The sequence below is a fragment of the Bradyrhizobium sp. 26S5 genome (assembly GCF_036923295.1).
GTDB lineage: Bacteria > Pseudomonadota > Alphaproteobacteria > Rhizobiales > Xanthobacteraceae > Bradyrhizobium > Bradyrhizobium septentrionale.
In genome coordinates this window covers 4,899,914-4,915,712 of the sequence record NZ_CP145948.1, presented here as the reverse complement: position 1 = coordinate 4,915,712, position 15,799 = coordinate 4,899,914, and the positions used below count along the sequence as shown (strand labels likewise).

The following is a 15,799-nucleotide window of genomic DNA, read 5'->3' as shown; positions in this document are numbered from 1 at the left end:
CACAATGTTGGTCTATCGACGAACCATGATCAAAGCGCGCACCGCCAAGTTTCAGATCGGGCAGATCGTCCGTCACCGGGTGTTCTCCTTCCGGGGCGTGATTTTTGATATCGACCCGGAGTTCAACAACACCGAGGAATGGTGGCTGTCGATCCCCGAGGATATGCGGCCCCACAAGGACCAGCCGTTCTACCACCTGCTCGCGGAGAACTCGGAGACCGAGTACGTCGCCTATGTGTCCGAGCAGAACCTCTTACCCGACGATTCCGGCGAGCCGATCCGGCATTCGCAGGTCGCGGAGATCTTCGTGAAGGACAAGTCGGGCGGCTACCGTCCGCGCAATCCGTCGCTGAACTGACGTCTGTTGCCCGCCCGGCGATTGCCGCAGCTTCCGCGCGGCAACGTCCCGGCTGTTCATACCCCCTCCCGCACAGCCAGCGCCGTGGCGATCGCCCAGACGGCAAAGCCCGCCAGCGCCAGTCCCGCGCCGACGAGACCGGTCGACGTCCAGCCATAGCCGGCGGCAACGGCCATTCCGCCGAGCCACGGCCCCAGCGCGTTGGCGATGTTGAAGGCGGAATGGTTGAGCGCCGCAGCGAGGCTCTGCGCCTCGCCTGCGACATCCATCAGCCGGGTCTGCAGCACGGTCGCAAGCGCGCCGCCCAGTCCGATCAGGAACACGTCGGCGCTCAGCGTCCAGAAATTGCCTGCCGCCAGCGGATACAGCGCCAGCGTCGCCGCCGACCACAGCAGGAGCCCGCCGGCCGTGGCCATCAGAGCGCGGTCGGCGAAGCGCGGCACGATGATGTTGCCGGCGGTGAGGCCGGCGCCGAACACGCATAGCGTGACCGGCACCAGCGCAGGCGATGTGTGCGTCACCGCCAGCATGGTCGATGCCAGATAGGTGTAGACCGAGAACAGCCCGCCGAAACCGATCGCGCCGATCCCAAGCGTCAGCCAGACATGCTTGCGCCCCAGCGCCGAGAGTTCGCGCAACGGGCTCGCGTTGCTGTTGGCGGCGTCGCGCGGCGCGAAGATCAGGACCAGGATCGCGGTGAGCAGCGCGAGACCGGCAACGATCGCGAATGCCCAGCGCCAGCCGATCGCCTGCCCGACCCCGTTGGCGAGTGGAACGCCGATCGTCGTCGCGATGGTGAGGCCGAGCAGCACGCGGCCAACGGCCGCCGTGCGTTTGTCCGTCGGGACTAGCGAAGCCGCGACCAGCATGGCGATGCCGAAATAGGCGCCATGCGGCAGCCCGGCGAGGAAGCGCAGCGCCAGCATCGTGTGGTAGTCGGGCGCGAGCCCGGAGAGGCCGTTCATCAGCGCGAAGAAGCCCATCAGCGCGATCAGCAGCGTCCGCCGGCTCATGCGCGCCGACAGCACCGCGATGACGGGCGCACCCACGACGACGCCGAGCGCATAGGCGCTGATGGCGTGGCCGGCCTGGGGTTCGCTGATGTGGAGGTCATGTGCGAAGAACGGCAGCAGGCTCATGGTCGCGAATTCGGCGATGCCAATCGCGAACCCGCCCATCGCCAGCGCGAGATGGACGATGCCGGGATGAAATGCGCTCGGGACATTGTCCTGGTTGACGCGGACACCAGCATCCGCCGCAGCACGGCCGATTGGCTGCTGCGAAGGCCGGGAGACCGGCTCGCGCCGCTGCGTGTTGACTTGGTGGGACATTGAGCGACTTCCATGACTGCGAACGACGGATGTCCGATCGTCTCGCGTCATCACTTGTCCGCACGGCAGCCAGGGTTCGCGGAACCACGCGCGCGTGCTTGCGCGTCGAAGGCGCGCTGTCCGCGCTTTCGTCTGGCCTCCCGTATCGGATTTATGATTGTGCTTCGACGCCGGAATTGTCCGGACAAGACACCAACGATGCGCACTCGCAGCCCGGCGCAATCGAAGTGCCTGCAACGAACATCGCACACGATGTGCACGACAACCAGCGCGGCAGGCTGCCATCAGCCAGTCTGTATCGCATGACAAAAAAGGCGCCCTTCCGGGCGCCCTTTGCTGGTCTCGCGTTGTTTTGAATGCTGACAGTATTTTTACTTGGAAGCCGGGTTGGCCGGCGCCGGAGCCGGCGTAGCGCCGCCACCGCCCGCGCCTTCCAGCTTCTTGCGCTGCTCTTCGGCGCGCTTCTGCAACTCTTCCTGCAGCTTCTTCGAGTTTTCCTCGAACACCTTCGGATCGGTCGGCGGGCCGTCATAGGCCTTGGCGAATTCGGTGTTGAGCGGCAGCGGCAGCGTCAGTGGCGCGCCGTTCGAATTGATCGCCTGGACCACGAGGTTCTGGCCCTTCTTCATGTTGGCGATCAGCTCGGGCGTTGCCTCATAGTCGGACATGCAGCCGTTCTGGAAGCAGATCACATAGGGCGCCTGCTGCGGCGGGTTGCCGTCGACGATGATGCGGGTGCCGTGAACGAGCTGCATGCCGAGCGGCAGCGTGACGCGCAGGATCTTCTTCGGCTCGCCTTCCGGCTCGATGATCACGGCGGCGATCACGGGCTGGCCGGACTCGATGCGGCCGTCCTTGCCGGTGAAGCACACCTGCTTGGCGTTGGCTTCCTGGCCCTTCAGGCAGAACTTGGTCCAGGGCGCATAGATCAGCTGGATCTGCTGGTCCTGGGGCGGCTGCTGGGCGGCCGCAGCGGGCGGTTGACCGGCGGCGGCCGGTGCCTGGGCCGGCGCCTGGGCTGCCGGAGCCGGCGCCTTCGGAGCTGCCTTGGGTGCCGCCTTGGGCGCTGCCTTCGGTGCCGTAGGCGCGGGCGCCGGCGCTGCGGGCTGCTGGGCCTGAGCGGCAGGAACCAGGAGCGCTGCAGACAGAGCCGTCGCCGCCATCAGGGCGACAATTCGCCCATGCGGCCGGACCGGGGCGGCCAAGATACGGAAATTCATTGCGGAAAACCCTTTCTGAACGGCAGCGCCCGAAACCGCTGCAGGCGCCGACACATAGCCGTTTGGGCGGCTGTCTCCTAGTCAATTGAGGCGGATACGTGACTGGCGTTCCCGCCTATCCAATTGCACGCCTTCAATACAGCGGCGCACGGAAAGATCAATGCCGACAAGCGCATTTGCGCGCTTGTCACGGCGGGTTTCAGCAGCCTGTGATAAACCTTGGGGCGTGACGTTTCGCGAATCAAAACCGGCGCCTCACAGACGCGTTCCCGGGCGTGTGGGGCGCGCCGCGTCGGCCGCACGCTGGCTCGCCTCGTCATTGGTCCTGGCATTCCTGACGACCGGGCTTGCCCCTGCGGCAGCCGCCGAGAGCCACGCGATCGCGATGCATGGCGCCCCGGCGCTGCCGCCGGACTTCACCCATCTGCCCTATGCCAATCCCGACGCCCCCAAGGGCGGCCGGCTGGTGCTCAGCCCCCGGGACGGCACTTTCGACAGCCTCAATCCGCTGATTGTCAGGGGTCTCGCTGTGCAGCAGCTCAGGGGCTACGCCTATGAGCGCGGCTACGTCTACGAAAGCCTGATGGTGCGGAACAATGACGAGCCGTTCACCCTGTACGGCCTGCTCGCCCGCAGCGTCGAGACCGACGACAACAGGAGCTACGTCACCTTCCATATCGATTCGCGCGCGCGCTTCTCGGACGGGCAACCGGTCACCGCCGACGATGTGGTGTTCTCGCTGACGCTGCTCCGCGATCACGGCCGTCCGCTGCATCACCAGTATTATTCGAAAGTCGCAAAGGCCGAAGTGCTCGACCCGCTCACGGTGCGATTCGATTTCGGCGGCGTCTCGGATCGCGAATTGCCGCTGATCCTCGGCCTGATGCCGATCCTGCCGCGCCATGCCACCGACGTCGCCAAATTTGAGGAGACGACATTCGCGCCGCCGATCGGCTCCGGCCCGTACCGCGTGACGGCGGTCAGGCCCGGCGCCAGCGTGACCTTCACCCGCAATCCCGACTATTGGGGGCGCGAGCTGCCGGTCAACCGCGGCATGTGGAATTTCGACGAGATCCGGCTCGATTACTACCGCGACGCCAACAGCCAGTTCGAGGCGTTCAAGCGCGGCCTCTATGACTTCCGCACCGAGCCCGAGCCGCTGCGCTGGCACGACGGCTACGACTTCCCCGCGGTGAAGAATGGCGAAGTGCTCCGCGACGCCATCAAGATCGGCACGCCGCGGCCCTCCGAATATCTGGTGTTCAACAGCCGGCGGCCAAAATTTGCCGACGTCAGGGTGCGTCAGGCGCTGGCGCTGCTGTTCGATTTCGAATGGGTCAATCGCAACTATTATTTCGAGCTCTATTCGCGCGCGGGCGGCTACTTTGCTGGATCGGAATTGTCAGCCTATGAGCGCTCCGCCGACGCGCGCGAGCGCGAGCTCCTGAAGCCGTATGCGTCGCATATCCAGCCTGACATCCTCGATGGCCGCTACCGCCTGCCGGTCACGGACGGTTCAGGGCGCGACCGCAATGTTCTCCGCAATGCGCTGACGCTGCTATCCGAGGCGGGCTACGCGCTCGACGGCACCGTGTTGAAGCAGCGCTCGACCGGGACGCCGCTCCGGATCGAGATCCTGGTCACGACCCGCGAGCACGAGCGGATCGCCCTCGCCTACCAGCGCGACCTCAAGCGCGCCGGCATCGACGCCGCGGTGCGGGTGGTCGACGCCGTACAGTTCGAGCAGCGCAGGGTCGCCTACGACTTCGACATGATCCCCATTCGCTGGGACCAGTCGCTGTCGCCGGGCAACGAACAGTGGTTCTACTGGGGCAGCCAGGCCGCCGACGTGCCGGGCACAAGAAACTACATGGGCGTCAAGGATCCGGCGATCGACGCCATGATCGAGGCGCTGCTGGCGGCGCGGGAGCAGCCGGCCTTCGTCTCGGCGGTGCGCGCGCTGGACCGGGCCTTGATGTCGGGCTTCTACGCTATCCCCCTATTTAACTCGGGAGAGCAATGGATCGCGCGCTGGAATCGGATAGAACGGCCTTCGACCACGGCGTTGACCGGCTACCTGCCGGAGACCTGGTGGGAGAGGCCCAGCGCGCAACCCAAGTGATGTCACGTGACGTGATGCGATACCACCCGACGCGGCATGACCTGGTCCGATCGAAGCGATGCAACCGACGTTGAACCCGTGAACCAGTCGATCACCTCGCCAACGCTCGATACCCTGTTCAAGCGCACCTTGGCGCGGCAGCCCGACGCGTTGGCGCTGGTCGACCCGCTCAACAAGCAGCGCATCACCGGACAGACCCGCAAGCGCCTGACCTATGCCCAGGCCGACCGCGCGATCTCGGCGATCGCAGCCCACTTCGTCGAGAACGGATTGCCGGCCAACACCGTGATCGCAGTCCAGATGCCTTCCACGGTCGAGTTCGCCCTGACGGTGCTGGCCGCCTATCGGGTCGGCCTCGTGGTGGTGCCGCTGCCGCTCTTGTGGCGGCAGGCCGAGCTGATATCCGCTCTCAACCGCACCGCGGCGCGGGCAATCGTCACCTGCGGCAGGATCGACGGCGTCTCCTATGCCGACATCGCGATGAACGCCGCGGCGGAGGCCTTCTCGATCCGCCATGTCTGCGGCTTCGGCACCGATCTGCCCGAAGGCATGGCGTCGCTCGACCAGGCGATCCTGCAGGACTCGCGGACCTCGCGGCCGATGCTTCAGGACGGCCGCAAGCCGGCGCTGATCTCCTTCGACGTCACCAGCGAAGGCCCTCGTCCGGTACCGCGCGCCCATTTCGGACTGATCGCCGGCGGGCTTGCGATGTCGCTGGAGAGCGACCTGGCGCAGGGCGCCACCATCATGTCGGCGTTTGCGCCGATGTCGTTTGCCGGCGTCTGCTCGTCGCTGGTGGCCTGGCTCGTGTCGGGCGGCACGCTCGTGCTGCATCACCCGTTCGACGATGAGGCGTTCGAGACCCAGTTCAACGACCACGGCTGCGACACGCTGATCGCGCCTGCGCAACTCGCGCTGCGGCTCGACGAGCGCGGCTTGTCGGAGCGCCTGCCTACCCTGCGCAACGTGATCGGGCTCTGGCGCACGCCGGAACAGGTTGCCTCCAGCGCGCACTGGACCTCGCGGCGCGTGACCATGACCGACGTCTACCTGTTCGGCGAGGCCGGGCTGTTCGGCGCCCGCCGCACCGCCGAGGACGGCTCGCCGGCCCAGATCAAGCCCGGTCCGCACAGCGCGCCGCGTGAAGCGCCCGGCGCATCGATCGCCGGCGAGATCCTGCTGACGCCGAAGGGCACGCTCGGCCTGCGCGGCCCGATGGTGCCGGTCGCGGCCTATGCGCCGCCGCCTCCGCCGGGCGACACCCTGATCGCGCCGCCGCCGCGCGATTATGTCGATACGGAATATGCCGCGCGGGTCGATCGCGTGACCGGCGCCATCAACATCACTGCCCCGCCGTCGGGGGTGATGACGGTCGGCGGCTACCGCTTCCTTGCGCAGGAGCTGCAGGAATGGTCGCGCCGCCTCGGCCAGGGCGCGCTGCTGACGGCGCTGCCCGACCGCCTCAGCGGCCACCGGCTCGCAGGACGTGCGCAGGACAATGCACGGGCCCGCGACGCGCTCGCAGAACTTGGCGTTAACCCCTTGATGGTGGAGGCATTTCGCGACCGCGGCGGCGCTGGACTGGGTTAAAATCTTATCATTGCGTTAGTCTTATCATTGTGTTGACGCCGCATTAAGCCATGCGAACTAGCATCGAAGCTGTTGCTGAACTCTGCATTGGTTTCGAGCGTTCGAATGTCCCAACAAGGTCCGGTCCTGATCGTATCGGCGGCAGCCAGGCCGCCGTTTGCCGCGGTCCTCGATGAGACCAAGCTGTTCCCGGTCGTGGTCACCGACTGGAACGACGCCGGACGGGCCATCGAGCAGGTCAAGCCGGCAGCGATCATCGCGGCCGCCGAGGGCGTCGATTTCGTCACCCTGTCCGGCCTCGCCAAGCGCGCCGCCGCCCGCGCGCCCTATCTGCCACTGATCGCGGTCGATCCCGCGACCACCCTGCCCGACACCGCGATCGCATTCTTCCAGAAGCCGGGCCTGCCGGATCGCCTGACCGCCCGGCTCAACGCCAGCCTGCGCGTACGCGCGCTGCATGCGACGGTGATGCGCCGCCTGGTTCCGCCGACCCCGGTCGCACTGACGGATATCGATCCAGTCGGGGAAGCCACCGCGCTGTTGATCGGCCGCGGCGGCGCCTACCCGACGTTGTCGGTTGCGCTCGGCGAACGCGCCGGCGTGGTCGGGGCGCTCAGCATCGAGGCCGCGGCCAAGCATCTCAGCAACCGCGATATCGATGGCATCGTGCTGGCCGAAGGCTTCACACCGCGCGTGATGGATGCCTTCCTGACGGTCTTGACCGAGGACGTCCGCTTTCGTCCGCTGCCTGTGATCGTCGCCTCGGCCGAGCTTACGCCGCGCTACGAACTGCCTAATCTCGAGATCGTCACGGCCGGGCCGACGCGCGTCGCCGACATGGTGTTGCCGATGATCCGGCAGCACGCCTTCGAGGCGCGGCTCGGCCGCATGCTGCGCGCGATCGACGCCAAGGGCCTGATCGACGCCCGCACCGGCCTGCTCACCAAGGCCGCGTTCGAGCGCGATTTTGCGACCGCCGTCTACCAGACCGCCGAGCGCGGCGGTGCGCTCTCGGTGGCGCGGTTCACCTTCGACAACGCGCAGCCCCGTGCGCAATTCGACGGCGCGCGGATCATCAGCCGGCTGATGCGCCAAACCGATTTCGGCGCGGTGCATGACGACCGCTCGATCGTGGTGGCGTTCGCCGGCACCGACCTGCGCAACGCGCAGGCGATCACGCGGCGATTGGCGAACGTGATGCGCCACACCCAGAACGGCCGCCGCGACGTCAGATCCGAGCCGGCCGTCAGCGTCGCAACCCTGCTGCCGACCGATTCCGCGATGTCGCTGCTCGGGCGTCTGTTCGGGACGCCGGAGCGGGCGGCGTCGTAATTTTGTGGTCAGTGAAGATATTGGGCTGCACTGGCAGGACGGCGTGTTCGTGCTCGGTGGCGGCAACGACGCAGCCGCAACGAGCCTAGCGAATCGAGCCGCTGATTGAAGCGAGGCTTGGATACTGGCGTGCTGTGGACGAAACGCAGGGTGTCAACACATCGCCGCGATACAATGTGTTGGCGGTGAGCATCAGCTAAAGAGTTGGACGTGCCTGTGCCGTTCTACTCAGGCACATTCGACGCTCATGGGCTCGATCGAGAGGATTTCCCACTATCCATATTTTTGACGTGCTTGGGAATGGCGGCACGATTAGCGACGAGACGCCATTTTCGTCGAAATTCTGCGGTGGAGAATGGCCGTGCCGTTATTTCGTTTATAATCATCGGCCCTTTCGAAGGAAGATCGGCGCGCGTCAGATATGCAACGGGTTTGTCAGCATAGAATGCTAACTCCTCCATCACCATCACCGTCCGTTTGATATCAACCTCAACCGTCCGCTTGCCACTAAGGCGCAAAACGAAATCATCATCCAAGCTAGACCATTGAAGTCCCGCCACCCATTTCAATTCCCCTTGTTCAGTTCTGCGCGTCAAGTCGGATGGCTCCCCCTCTTCTCCCGGTATCCATTCTCCTATGACCTCTTTCCGAGTCATCCGCAGTTCGAACTGCAATGCTTGCGCCATCGCAATTGAAGGCCAGCCGAACCAATCACGCGCTATGTTTCTTATTTGCTCTGCCTGATCCGCCGACATTTGACGCTTTCGGGATGGCGATCGTTCGAAGCGCAATTCGCCGAGGCTATGCAAGAGGCGACGGCAGTCGCGATCTTCGAGTGCAGTCGCGCCAAACCGCGCGAGCACTCGAATCCGGCTGATTAGCGAGTGAGCAATTTCGATCTTGCCGTTCGCGGCCCAACCGCTGTGCCAAGCCAACAAATCGCGCGCTTGAATCCCTCGAAGCGAACGCGAGCCATAGTCACGCATGATGCGCGACAATAGACGGTCGTGCTTTACTCGAACGCCGTGGCTGAGTTCCAAAAAAGGAGATTGCGGATCGATCCGATACAAATTGATCAGGTCACTCAGCGTATACGACATCAGAACCACCAATGGCCGACGTACACCGATAAAAGTACGCCGATGATGATCACTGTACCAAATATCCCGAGCACACCTTCTGCGCGAACTTGGGTGCCTAAAAACCGTATATCGAGCCGCTGTGGATTGCGCACGAAATTGCTCCGTTCGTTGCTGCTCGGATTGAGCGATCCGATTGACCGCTTTCGACGAATTCGCGACAACCCTCAGTTAGAGAAAATTAAAGCTAGTTATCTTTCAATCAGTTAGCGAATTCTGAGGGCATACGCGCTCTATGCGCGAGAGCGCTGAACCCCTCCCGGCGCACAATTATGTAAGTAAGACTCTGGCCGTTCAGCGGATTCTTTGCGCGACATGATTCGCGTGTCCGTTCGCCAGTCAATTGTCGGCGCAAAGCCGTCAAACCGACAACAAGCAAATCAACCACTTCGAGGAGTTTCCGCGCTCTTAAGGCAAGAGTGCGGAGACCTCTTCATACCAACGCTTCGCGCTCTTTCGGGCCCCTTCGCTCTACCCTTCCAAGGGAGCGTCCCCTACGCCGCCTTCTTGCTCTCGGCGAGATTGGCAAGCTGGCGCAGGATCTCGGTGGTGCCGGCGAGCCGCTCTTCCGGCGTCTCCCATTCCTGGAAGAACACCACCTTCATGTCGGGCCGCACCTTGGCGGCCTGGCCGTGCTGGCGGATGAAGCTTACCAGCCGTTCCGGATGGGCAAAGCTGTTGTCGCGGAATGCGATCACGGCGCCCTTCGGCCCGGCGTCGACCTTCCCGACATTGGCCCTGCGGCAGTAAGCCTTGATCGCGGCGACCTTGAACAGATAGCGGACTTCGTCGGGCAGCACGCCAAAGCGGTCGCGCATCTCGGCGGCGAAATTGTCGATCTCCTCGTCGGTCTCGAGATCGGCCAGACGGCGATAGAGCGAGAGCCGCACGCTGAGATCGTTGACATAGTCCTCGGGGATCAGGACCGGCATGCCGATCGTGATCTGCGGCGACCAGCGGTCGGCGGCAGGCTCGGCGACGCCGGCCTTGAGGTTGACGATCGCCTCCTCGAGCATCGACTGGTACAGCTCGAAGCCGACTTCCTTGATGTGGCCGGACTGCTCTTCGCCCAACAAATTGCCGGCGCCACGGATGTCGAGGTCGTGCGAGGCGAGCTGGAAGCCGGCGCCTAACGTCTCCAGCGACTGCAGCACCTTCAGCCGCCGCTCCGCCTGTGCCGTGATCTTCTGCTGCGCAGGCAGCGTGAACAGCGCATAGGCGCGCAGCTTGGAGCGGCCGACGCGGCCGCGCAGCTGGTAGAGTTGGGCCAGGCCGAACATGTCGGCGCGATGCACGATCAGCGTGTTGGCGTTTGGAATGTCGAGGCCGGACTCGACGATCGTGGTCGACAGCAGGATGTCGTATTTGCCATCGTAGAACGCCGACATGATGTCCTCGATCACAGTCGGCGGCATCTGGCCGTGGGCGACCGCGACCTTCATCTCCGGCACGTTCTTGTCGAGGAAATCCTTGACGCCGGCGAGGTCCTCGATCCGCGGCACGACATAGAACGCCTGCCCGCCGCGATAGCGTTCGCGCAGCAGCGCCTCGCGGATCATCAAGGGATCGTGCGGCGCCACGAAGGTGCGCACCGCGAGGCGGTCGACCGGCGGCGAGGCAATGATCGAGAGCTCGCGGACACCGGTCAAAGCCAATTGAAGGGTGCGCGGGATCGGGGTCGCCGACAGCGTCAGCACGTGGACCTGGGCGCGGAGCTGCTTCAGCCGCTCCTTGTGGCTGACGCCGAAATGCTGCTCCTCGTCGACGATCAGCAGGCCGAGGTCCTTGAACTTGATGGCCTTGCCGAGCAGCGCGTGGGTACCGACGACGATGTCGACCTGGCCATCGGTGAGCCCCTTCTTGACCTGGTTCAATTCCTTGGTCGAGACCAGCCGCGAGGCCTGCGCGATGTTGACCGGGAAGCCGCGGAAGCGCTCGGTGAAGGTCCTTGAGTGCTGACGCGCCAGCAGCGTTGTCGGCACCACGACCGCGACCTGCTTGCCCTCCAGCGCCACGGCGAATGCCGCGCGCAATGCCACCTCGGTCTTGCCGAAACCGACGTCGCCGCAGATCAGCCGGTCCATCGGACGGCCGATCTCGAGGTCCTTCAGGGTCGAGGTGATGGCCCCTAACTGATCCTCGGTCTCTTCGTATGGGAAGCGCGCGCAGAACTCGTCATAGACATGCGGCTGCAGCGGGAATTTCGGCGCCTCGTGCAGCTGGCGCTCAGCGGCGATCTTGATCAATTCGCCCGCGATCTCGCGGATGCGGTTCTTCAGCTTCGCCTTGCGCGCCTGCCAGCCGCCGCCGCCGAGGCGATCAAGCTCGACATTGGCGCTGTCGGAGCCGTAGCGCGACAGCAGCTCGATGTTCTCGACCGGCAGGAACAGCTTTGTCTCCGCCGCATAGTGCAGCTCGAGACAGTCATGCGGCGCGCCGGAGACCTCCAGCGTCTGCAGCCCGACGAAGCGGCCGATGCCGTGCTCGACATGCACGACGAGATCGCCGGTCGCCAGGCTCGTCACCTCCGAGATGAAATTGTCGAGCTTGCGGCTCGCCTTGCGCGGCCGCACCAGTCGGTCGCCGAGAATGTCCTGCTCGCTGATGACGGCGAACTCGTCGGTCTCGAAGCCGGACTCCATGCCGACCACGGCCAGCATGGTCTCGTTGCGCGGCGTCGCCTGCACGATCCGCCAGGTATTGACGCTGGTCGTGTTGAGCAGCTTGTGGTCGCGCAGCATCGCGCCCATGCGGTCGCGCGAGCCTTCGCTCCACAGCGCGATGATGACCTTCTTGCGCTGCGACTGCAGCGCGCCGACATGGCCGACCACGGCCTCGAACACGTTGACGTTGCCGTCGGCGCGCTCCGGCGCGAAATTGCGGCCCTGCCGCGCGCCGGCGTCGAACATGTCGGGCGAGCCTTCGGGCACCGCAAACGGCGTCAGCCGCGCCAGCGGCGCCTCGCCGAGCAGTTTGGTCCATTCGGCCTCGGTCAGATAGAGCTGGTCCGGCGGCAGCGGCTTGTAGATCGCGCCACTGCCCGGATGCTCCAGCGCCTCGCGCCGCGCCTCGTAATAGTCGGCGATTTGCGTGAAGCGCTCGCGCGCGGCGTCCTCGGCCTGCGGCTCAATCGCGATTGCGGCGCCGTCGAGATAGTCGAACAGTGTGTCCATCCGCTCCTGGAACAGCGGCAGCCAGTGCTCCATGCCGGGATGGCGGCGTCCTTCCGAGACCGCCTCATAGAGCTGGTCGTCGCGCTCCGGCGCGCCGAACGCTGCGACGTATCCCATGCGGAAACGGCGGATGGTTTCGGTCGTGAGCTGGAATTCCGAGACCGGCACGAGGTCGAGCCCGCGCATGTCGAGCAGCGTGCGCTGGGTCTCGGCATCGAAGGTGCGGATCGATTCCAGGCTATCGCCGAAGAAGTCGAATCGCACAGGCTGGTCGAGGCCGGCCGGAAACAGGTCGAGGATGCCGCCGCGCACGGCGTATTCGCCGGGTTCGCGCACCGTGGACGAGCGGGTGTAGCCATTGTGCTCGAGCCAGGCCACGACCGAGTCCATCGGCACGACATTGCCCGGCGCAACCGACAGCGCTTGGGCTGCGACCAGCCCGCGCGCCGGCACCCGCTGCACGGCCGCGTTCACGGTGGTCAGCACGATCAGCGGCTTGTCGCTGCCCACCAGCCGCGACAGTTTTGCCAGCGCGGTCAGGCGTTGCGCCAGAATGCCGGAATGCGGCGAGACGCGGTCATAGGGCTGGCAGTCCCAGGCCGGAACCTGCATCACCGCGATATCGGGCGCGAAGAACTCAAGCGCGCGGGCGAGCTGCTGCATCCGCGCGCCGTCGCGGCACACCACGGCGAGGCTGACTGCCGGCCGCTTCGGCTGCGCGGCGATGGCGCGCGCCAGATCCGAGATGACGAGCCCCTCGGCGCCCTCGGCGACATTGGCGATGGTCAGCACCCGGCCCGCCGCGAGCATCGCGGCCGGAGATTTCATCGGCTGTTTCATGCGCCGTGATCCGCCACCCGGAACGCCTTGATGCGGGCAAACAGCGCGGTCGCGTATTCGGCCGGCAGCACCCTGTCGCCGGTCAGCGCGGCATAGAGGTCGGGATCCGGCACCTCGATCAGGTGCTCGAGCTCGCCGATCTCCTGATCCGACAGATCCGCAATGGTCGCGTCGGCAAAGCGGCCGAGGATCAGGTCCATCTCCCGGGTGCCGCGATGCCAGCAGCGAAACAAAAGCCGCTTGCGGCGGTCATCGAGCCCGTTGCTCGATCGTGTCGATCCCGTCATGTCCCAAAATCCATCGAACGCCAAAAGCCCGGACGTGCCGGGCGGGCCTTGATATAGCGACGGCGACGGCCGATGTCAGCCCTCATCCGTCGCTTTTGGGGGTTGCTTGGGGGGAATGCCGTCATTGCCGGGCTTGTGCGCCCGTCGAAGCCTTGGCGTGGCTCTTGGCGTAGACGGGACCCGGCCGTCTATGCTCGCCTAAAAAAGACGTGGATGCCCGGCACAAGGCCGGGCATGACGGAGTGAAACGGACTTAGATTCTCGCGATGCGCCCCGCCCTGCTCAATCCGCTGTTTGCCCAGGTCACGACCCTCCAGGGTGTCGGCCCGAAGCAGGACAAGCTGCTGCGCTATCTGCTCGACCGCAGCGAGACGCCGCGGCTGGTCGACCTCCTGCTGCATCTGCCGGCGAGCGTGATCGATCGCCGCGCGCGGCCGAAGATCCGCGACGCCGCGGTCGGAACCATGGTCACGCTGGAGGTCACCGTCGACCGCCATCGCCCGCCGCCGCGCAATTCGCGCGCGCCCTACCTCGTTTATGCCAGCGACGACACCGGCGACGTCGTCCTGACCTTCTTCCGCGCCCAGCCCGGCTATGTCGAGAAGCTGCTGCCGGTCGGCGAGAAGCGTTACGTCTCCGGCACGCTGGCGATGTACGACGGCATCCCGCAGATCGTGCATCCCGATCGCGTCGTCGATGAAGCCGGCTTTGCAAAGCTCTCCGGCATCGATCCGGTCTATCCGCTGACCGAGGGGCTTGCGATCGGCTCGCTTCGCCGCGCCATCGCACAGGCGCTGACCAAGCTGCCGGATCTGCCGGAATGGATCAGCCCCGAAGTGCTGCGCCGCTGCAATTTCCCGCCGATCCGGGAGGCGCTGACCCGCGTCCATGTCCCGGTCGAGCTGACCGACATTCTGCCCGACGGCCCGTTCTGGTCGCGGCTCGCCTTCGACGAACTGCTGGCCGGGCAGCTCGCGCTGGCCCTGATCCGCGCCACGCTGCGCCGTCCCGCCGGCGTCCGCAATGCCGGCGACGGCCATCTGCGCAACAAGATCATCGATGCCCTGCCCTATGCCCTGACCAAATCGCAGCAGGAGGCGGTGGCCGCGATCATCGCAGACCTGCAACAGCCGGTGCGGATGCTGCGCCTCGTGCAGGGCGACGTCGGTTCCGGCAAGACCGTGGTGGCGCTGCTTGCCGCCGCAGCGGTCGCGGAAGCCGGCAAGCAGGCCGCATTGATGGCGCCGACCGAAATTCTGGCGCGGCAGCACATCAAGACCATCGCGCCGCTCGCCGAACGCGCCGGCATGCGGGTTGCGATCCTCACCGGCCGCGAGAAAGGCAAGGAGCGCCGCGAACTGCTGGCGCAGCTCGAGGCCGGCGAGATCGATCTCCTGGTCGGCACCCATGCGCTGATCCAGGACGATGTGATCTACAAGGCGCTGGCACTTGCCGTGGTCGACGAGCAGCATCGTTTTGGCGTGCGCGAGCGGCTTGCGCTGACTTCCAAGGGCGAGGCCGTCGACGTGCTGGTGCTGAGCGCGACCCCGATCCCGCGCACGCTGGTGCTGACATATTTTGGCGACATGGACGTCTCGGAGCTGCGCGAAAAGCCGGCCGGCCGCCAGCCGATCGACACCCGCGCGGTGCCGATGAGCCGGATCGAGGATGTGATGGACGGCGTCGGCCGCGCGCTCCATGCGGGCAAGCTGGTGTACTGGATCTGCCCGCTGGTCGATGAATCGGAGGCCGAAGGCACCGAGCACCTCACCAACGCGACCGAGCGTTTCGAGAGCTTGCAAAAGCGGTTCGGCGATCGCGTCGGCCTCGTGCACGGCCAGATGAAGGGCACCGACAAGGATCGCGTGATGGCGCAGTTCGCCGCGCACGAGATCGGGCTCCTGGTCGCAACGACCGTCGTCGAGGTCGGCGTCGACGTGCCGGCCGCGACCATCATGGTGATCGAGAACGCCGAACGTTTTGGTCTGGCGCAACTGCATCAGCTGCGCGGCCGCATCGGCCGCGGCTCGGAGGCCTCGACCTGCCTGTTGCTCTACAAGGAGCCGCTCGGCGAGATGTCGAAGGCGCGGCTGAAAGTGATCCGCGAGACCACCGACGGCTTCCGGATCGCCGAGGACGATCTGAAGCTGCGCGGCGAAGGCGACGTGCTCGGGATCCGCCAGAGCGGCCTGCCCGGCTACCGCATCGCGCGCTCCGAGGTGCACGGCCAGCTGATCACCCAGGCCCGCGACGAGGCGCTGCGGATCATGAAGGACAATCCGAAGCTGAAGGGCGAGCGCGGCGAAGCGCTGCGCGCCCTGCTCTATCTCTACGAACGCGACGAGGCCGTGCCGCTGATCGGCGCGGGATGAAGCTCCTCGCAATGACGTCGAAAGAGCGGAGGGGT

Annotated in this window: 11 protein-coding genes; 6 read left to right on the top strand and 5 right to left on the bottom strand. The window is 65.5% G+C overall.

The genetic code is table 11. The features are described 5' to 3' along the window. Positions 1 to 25: 25 nt before the first annotated feature. Positions 26 to 358 (top strand): heat shock protein HspQ, encoded by a 333-nt coding sequence (gene hspQ, locus V5279_RS22745; protein WP_024584048.1) that lies wholly within the window; start codon positions 26 to 28, stop codon positions 356 to 358. A gap of 56 nt (positions 359 to 414) precedes the next feature. Here hspQ and V5279_RS22740 read toward each other — a convergent pair whose 3' ends face one another. Next, complete coding sequence (locus V5279_RS22740; protein WP_338687847.1) at positions 415 to 1,689, bottom strand: MFS transporter; 1,275 nt, start codon at positions 1,687 to 1,689, stop codon at positions 415 to 417. A gap of 29 nt (positions 1,690 to 1,718) precedes the next feature. Between V5279_RS22740 and V5279_RS22735 the strand changes: the two genes are divergently transcribed. Further along, entirely contained in the window at positions 1,719 to 2,045 is a 327-nt protein-coding gene (locus tag V5279_RS22735; protein ID WP_338687845.1) for a hypothetical protein, read from the top strand. A gap of 15 nt (positions 2,046 to 2,060) precedes the next feature. Here V5279_RS22735 and V5279_RS22730 read toward each other — a convergent pair whose 3' ends face one another. Next, the gene (locus tag V5279_RS22730) at positions 2,061 to 2,909 is read right to left on the bottom strand and encodes an invasion associated locus B family protein (protein WP_338687843.1); all 849 of its coding nucleotides are present in this window, start codon (positions 2,907 to 2,909) and stop codon (positions 2,061 to 2,063) included. A 385-nt stretch (positions 2,910 to 3,294) separates the two neighbouring features. On the opposite strand from V5279_RS22730, the gene V5279_RS22725 reads away from it, so the two are divergent. The 3 genes from V5279_RS22725 (at position 3,295) to V5279_RS22715 (ending at position 7,953) form a co-directional block, all read left to right on the top strand. After that, positions 3,295 to 5,031: an extracellular solute-binding protein gene (locus tag V5279_RS22725; protein WP_338701342.1), complete on the top strand. Its 1,737-nt coding sequence runs from the start codon at positions 3,295 to 3,297 to the stop codon at positions 5,029 to 5,031. A 36-nt stretch (positions 5,032 to 5,067) separates the two neighbouring features. Then, entirely contained in the window at positions 5,068 to 6,621 is a 1,554-nt protein-coding gene (locus V5279_RS22720; protein ID WP_338687840.1) for an AMP-binding protein, read from the top strand. A gap of 105 nt (positions 6,622 to 6,726) precedes the next feature. Further along, positions 6,727 to 7,953, top strand: coding sequence for a GGDEF domain-containing protein (locus V5279_RS22715; protein ID WP_338687837.1), 1,227 nt, complete (start codon positions 6,727 to 6,729; stop codon positions 7,951 to 7,953). A 245-nt stretch (positions 7,954 to 8,198) separates the two neighbouring features. Here V5279_RS22715 and V5279_RS22710 read toward each other — a convergent pair whose 3' ends face one another. The 3 genes from V5279_RS22710 to V5279_RS22700 all read right to left on the bottom strand — a co-directional run bounded on the left by V5279_RS22710 (position 8,199) and on the right by V5279_RS22700 (position 13,392). Continuing rightward, positions 8,199 to 9,053, bottom strand: a complete 855-nt coding sequence (locus tag V5279_RS22710) for a hypothetical protein (RefSeq protein WP_338687834.1) — start codon at positions 9,051 to 9,053, stop codon at positions 8,199 to 8,201. Positions 9,054 to 9,586: 533 nt separating this feature from the next. Beyond that, positions 9,587 to 13,105, bottom strand: coding sequence for a transcription-repair coupling factor (gene mfd, locus V5279_RS22705; protein ID WP_338687831.1), 3,519 nt, complete (start codon positions 13,103 to 13,105; stop codon positions 9,587 to 9,589). Then, entirely contained in the window at positions 13,102 to 13,392 is a 291-nt protein-coding gene (locus V5279_RS22700; RefSeq protein ID WP_166295633.1) for a succinate dehydrogenase assembly factor 2, read from the bottom strand. The genes mfd and V5279_RS22700 overlap by 4 nt, the downstream gene beginning before the upstream one ends. 266 nt (positions 13,393 to 13,658) lie before the next feature. Here V5279_RS22700 and recG point away from each other — a divergent pair, with 266 nt between their 5' ends. Further along, entirely contained in the window at positions 13,659 to 15,764 is a 2,106-nt protein-coding gene (gene recG / locus V5279_RS22695; protein ID WP_338687824.1) for an ATP-dependent DNA helicase RecG, read from the top strand. Positions 15,765 to 15,799: the final 35 nt, after the last annotated feature.

Bases quoted from the DNA above. Each gene is read 5' to 3' on its own strand.
- V5279_RS22715 (WP_338687837.1), top strand. From the start codon at position 6,727: ATGTCCCAACAAGGTCCGGTCCTGATCGTATCGGCGGCAGCCAGGCCG.
- hspQ (WP_024584048.1), top strand. From the start codon at position 26: ATGATCAAAGCGCGCACCGCCAAGTTTCAGATCGGGCAGATCGTCCGT.
- V5279_RS22700 (WP_166295633.1), bottom strand. From the start codon at position 13,392: ATGACGGGATCGACACGATCGAGCAACGGGCTCGATGACCGCCGCAAG.
- V5279_RS22740 (WP_338687847.1), bottom strand. From the start codon at position 1,689: ATGTCCCACCAAGTCAACACGCAGCGGCGCGAGCCGGTCTCCCGGCCT.
- V5279_RS22725 (WP_338701342.1), top strand. From the start codon at position 3,295: ATGCATGGCGCCCCGGCGCTGCCGCCGGACTTCACCCATCTGCCCTAT.
- mfd (WP_338687831.1), bottom strand. From the start codon at position 13,105: ATGAAACAGCCGATGAAATCTCCGGCCGCGATGCTCGCGGCGGGCCGG.
- V5279_RS22720 (WP_338687840.1), top strand. From the start codon at position 5,068: ATGACCTGGTCCGATCGAAGCGATGCAACCGACGTTGAACCCGTGAAC.
- V5279_RS22710 (WP_338687834.1), bottom strand. From the start codon at position 9,053: ATGTCGTATACGCTGAGTGACCTGATCAATTTGTATCGGATCGATCCG.
- recG (WP_338687824.1), top strand. From the start codon at position 13,659: ATGCGCCCCGCCCTGCTCAATCCGCTGTTTGCCCAGGTCACGACCCTC.
- V5279_RS22730 (WP_338687843.1), bottom strand. From the start codon at position 2,909: ATGAATTTCCGTATCTTGGCCGCCCCGGTCCGGCCGCATGGGCGAATT.
- V5279_RS22735 (WP_338687845.1), top strand. From the start codon at position 1,719: ATGTCCGATCGTCTCGCGTCATCACTTGTCCGCACGGCAGCCAGGGTT.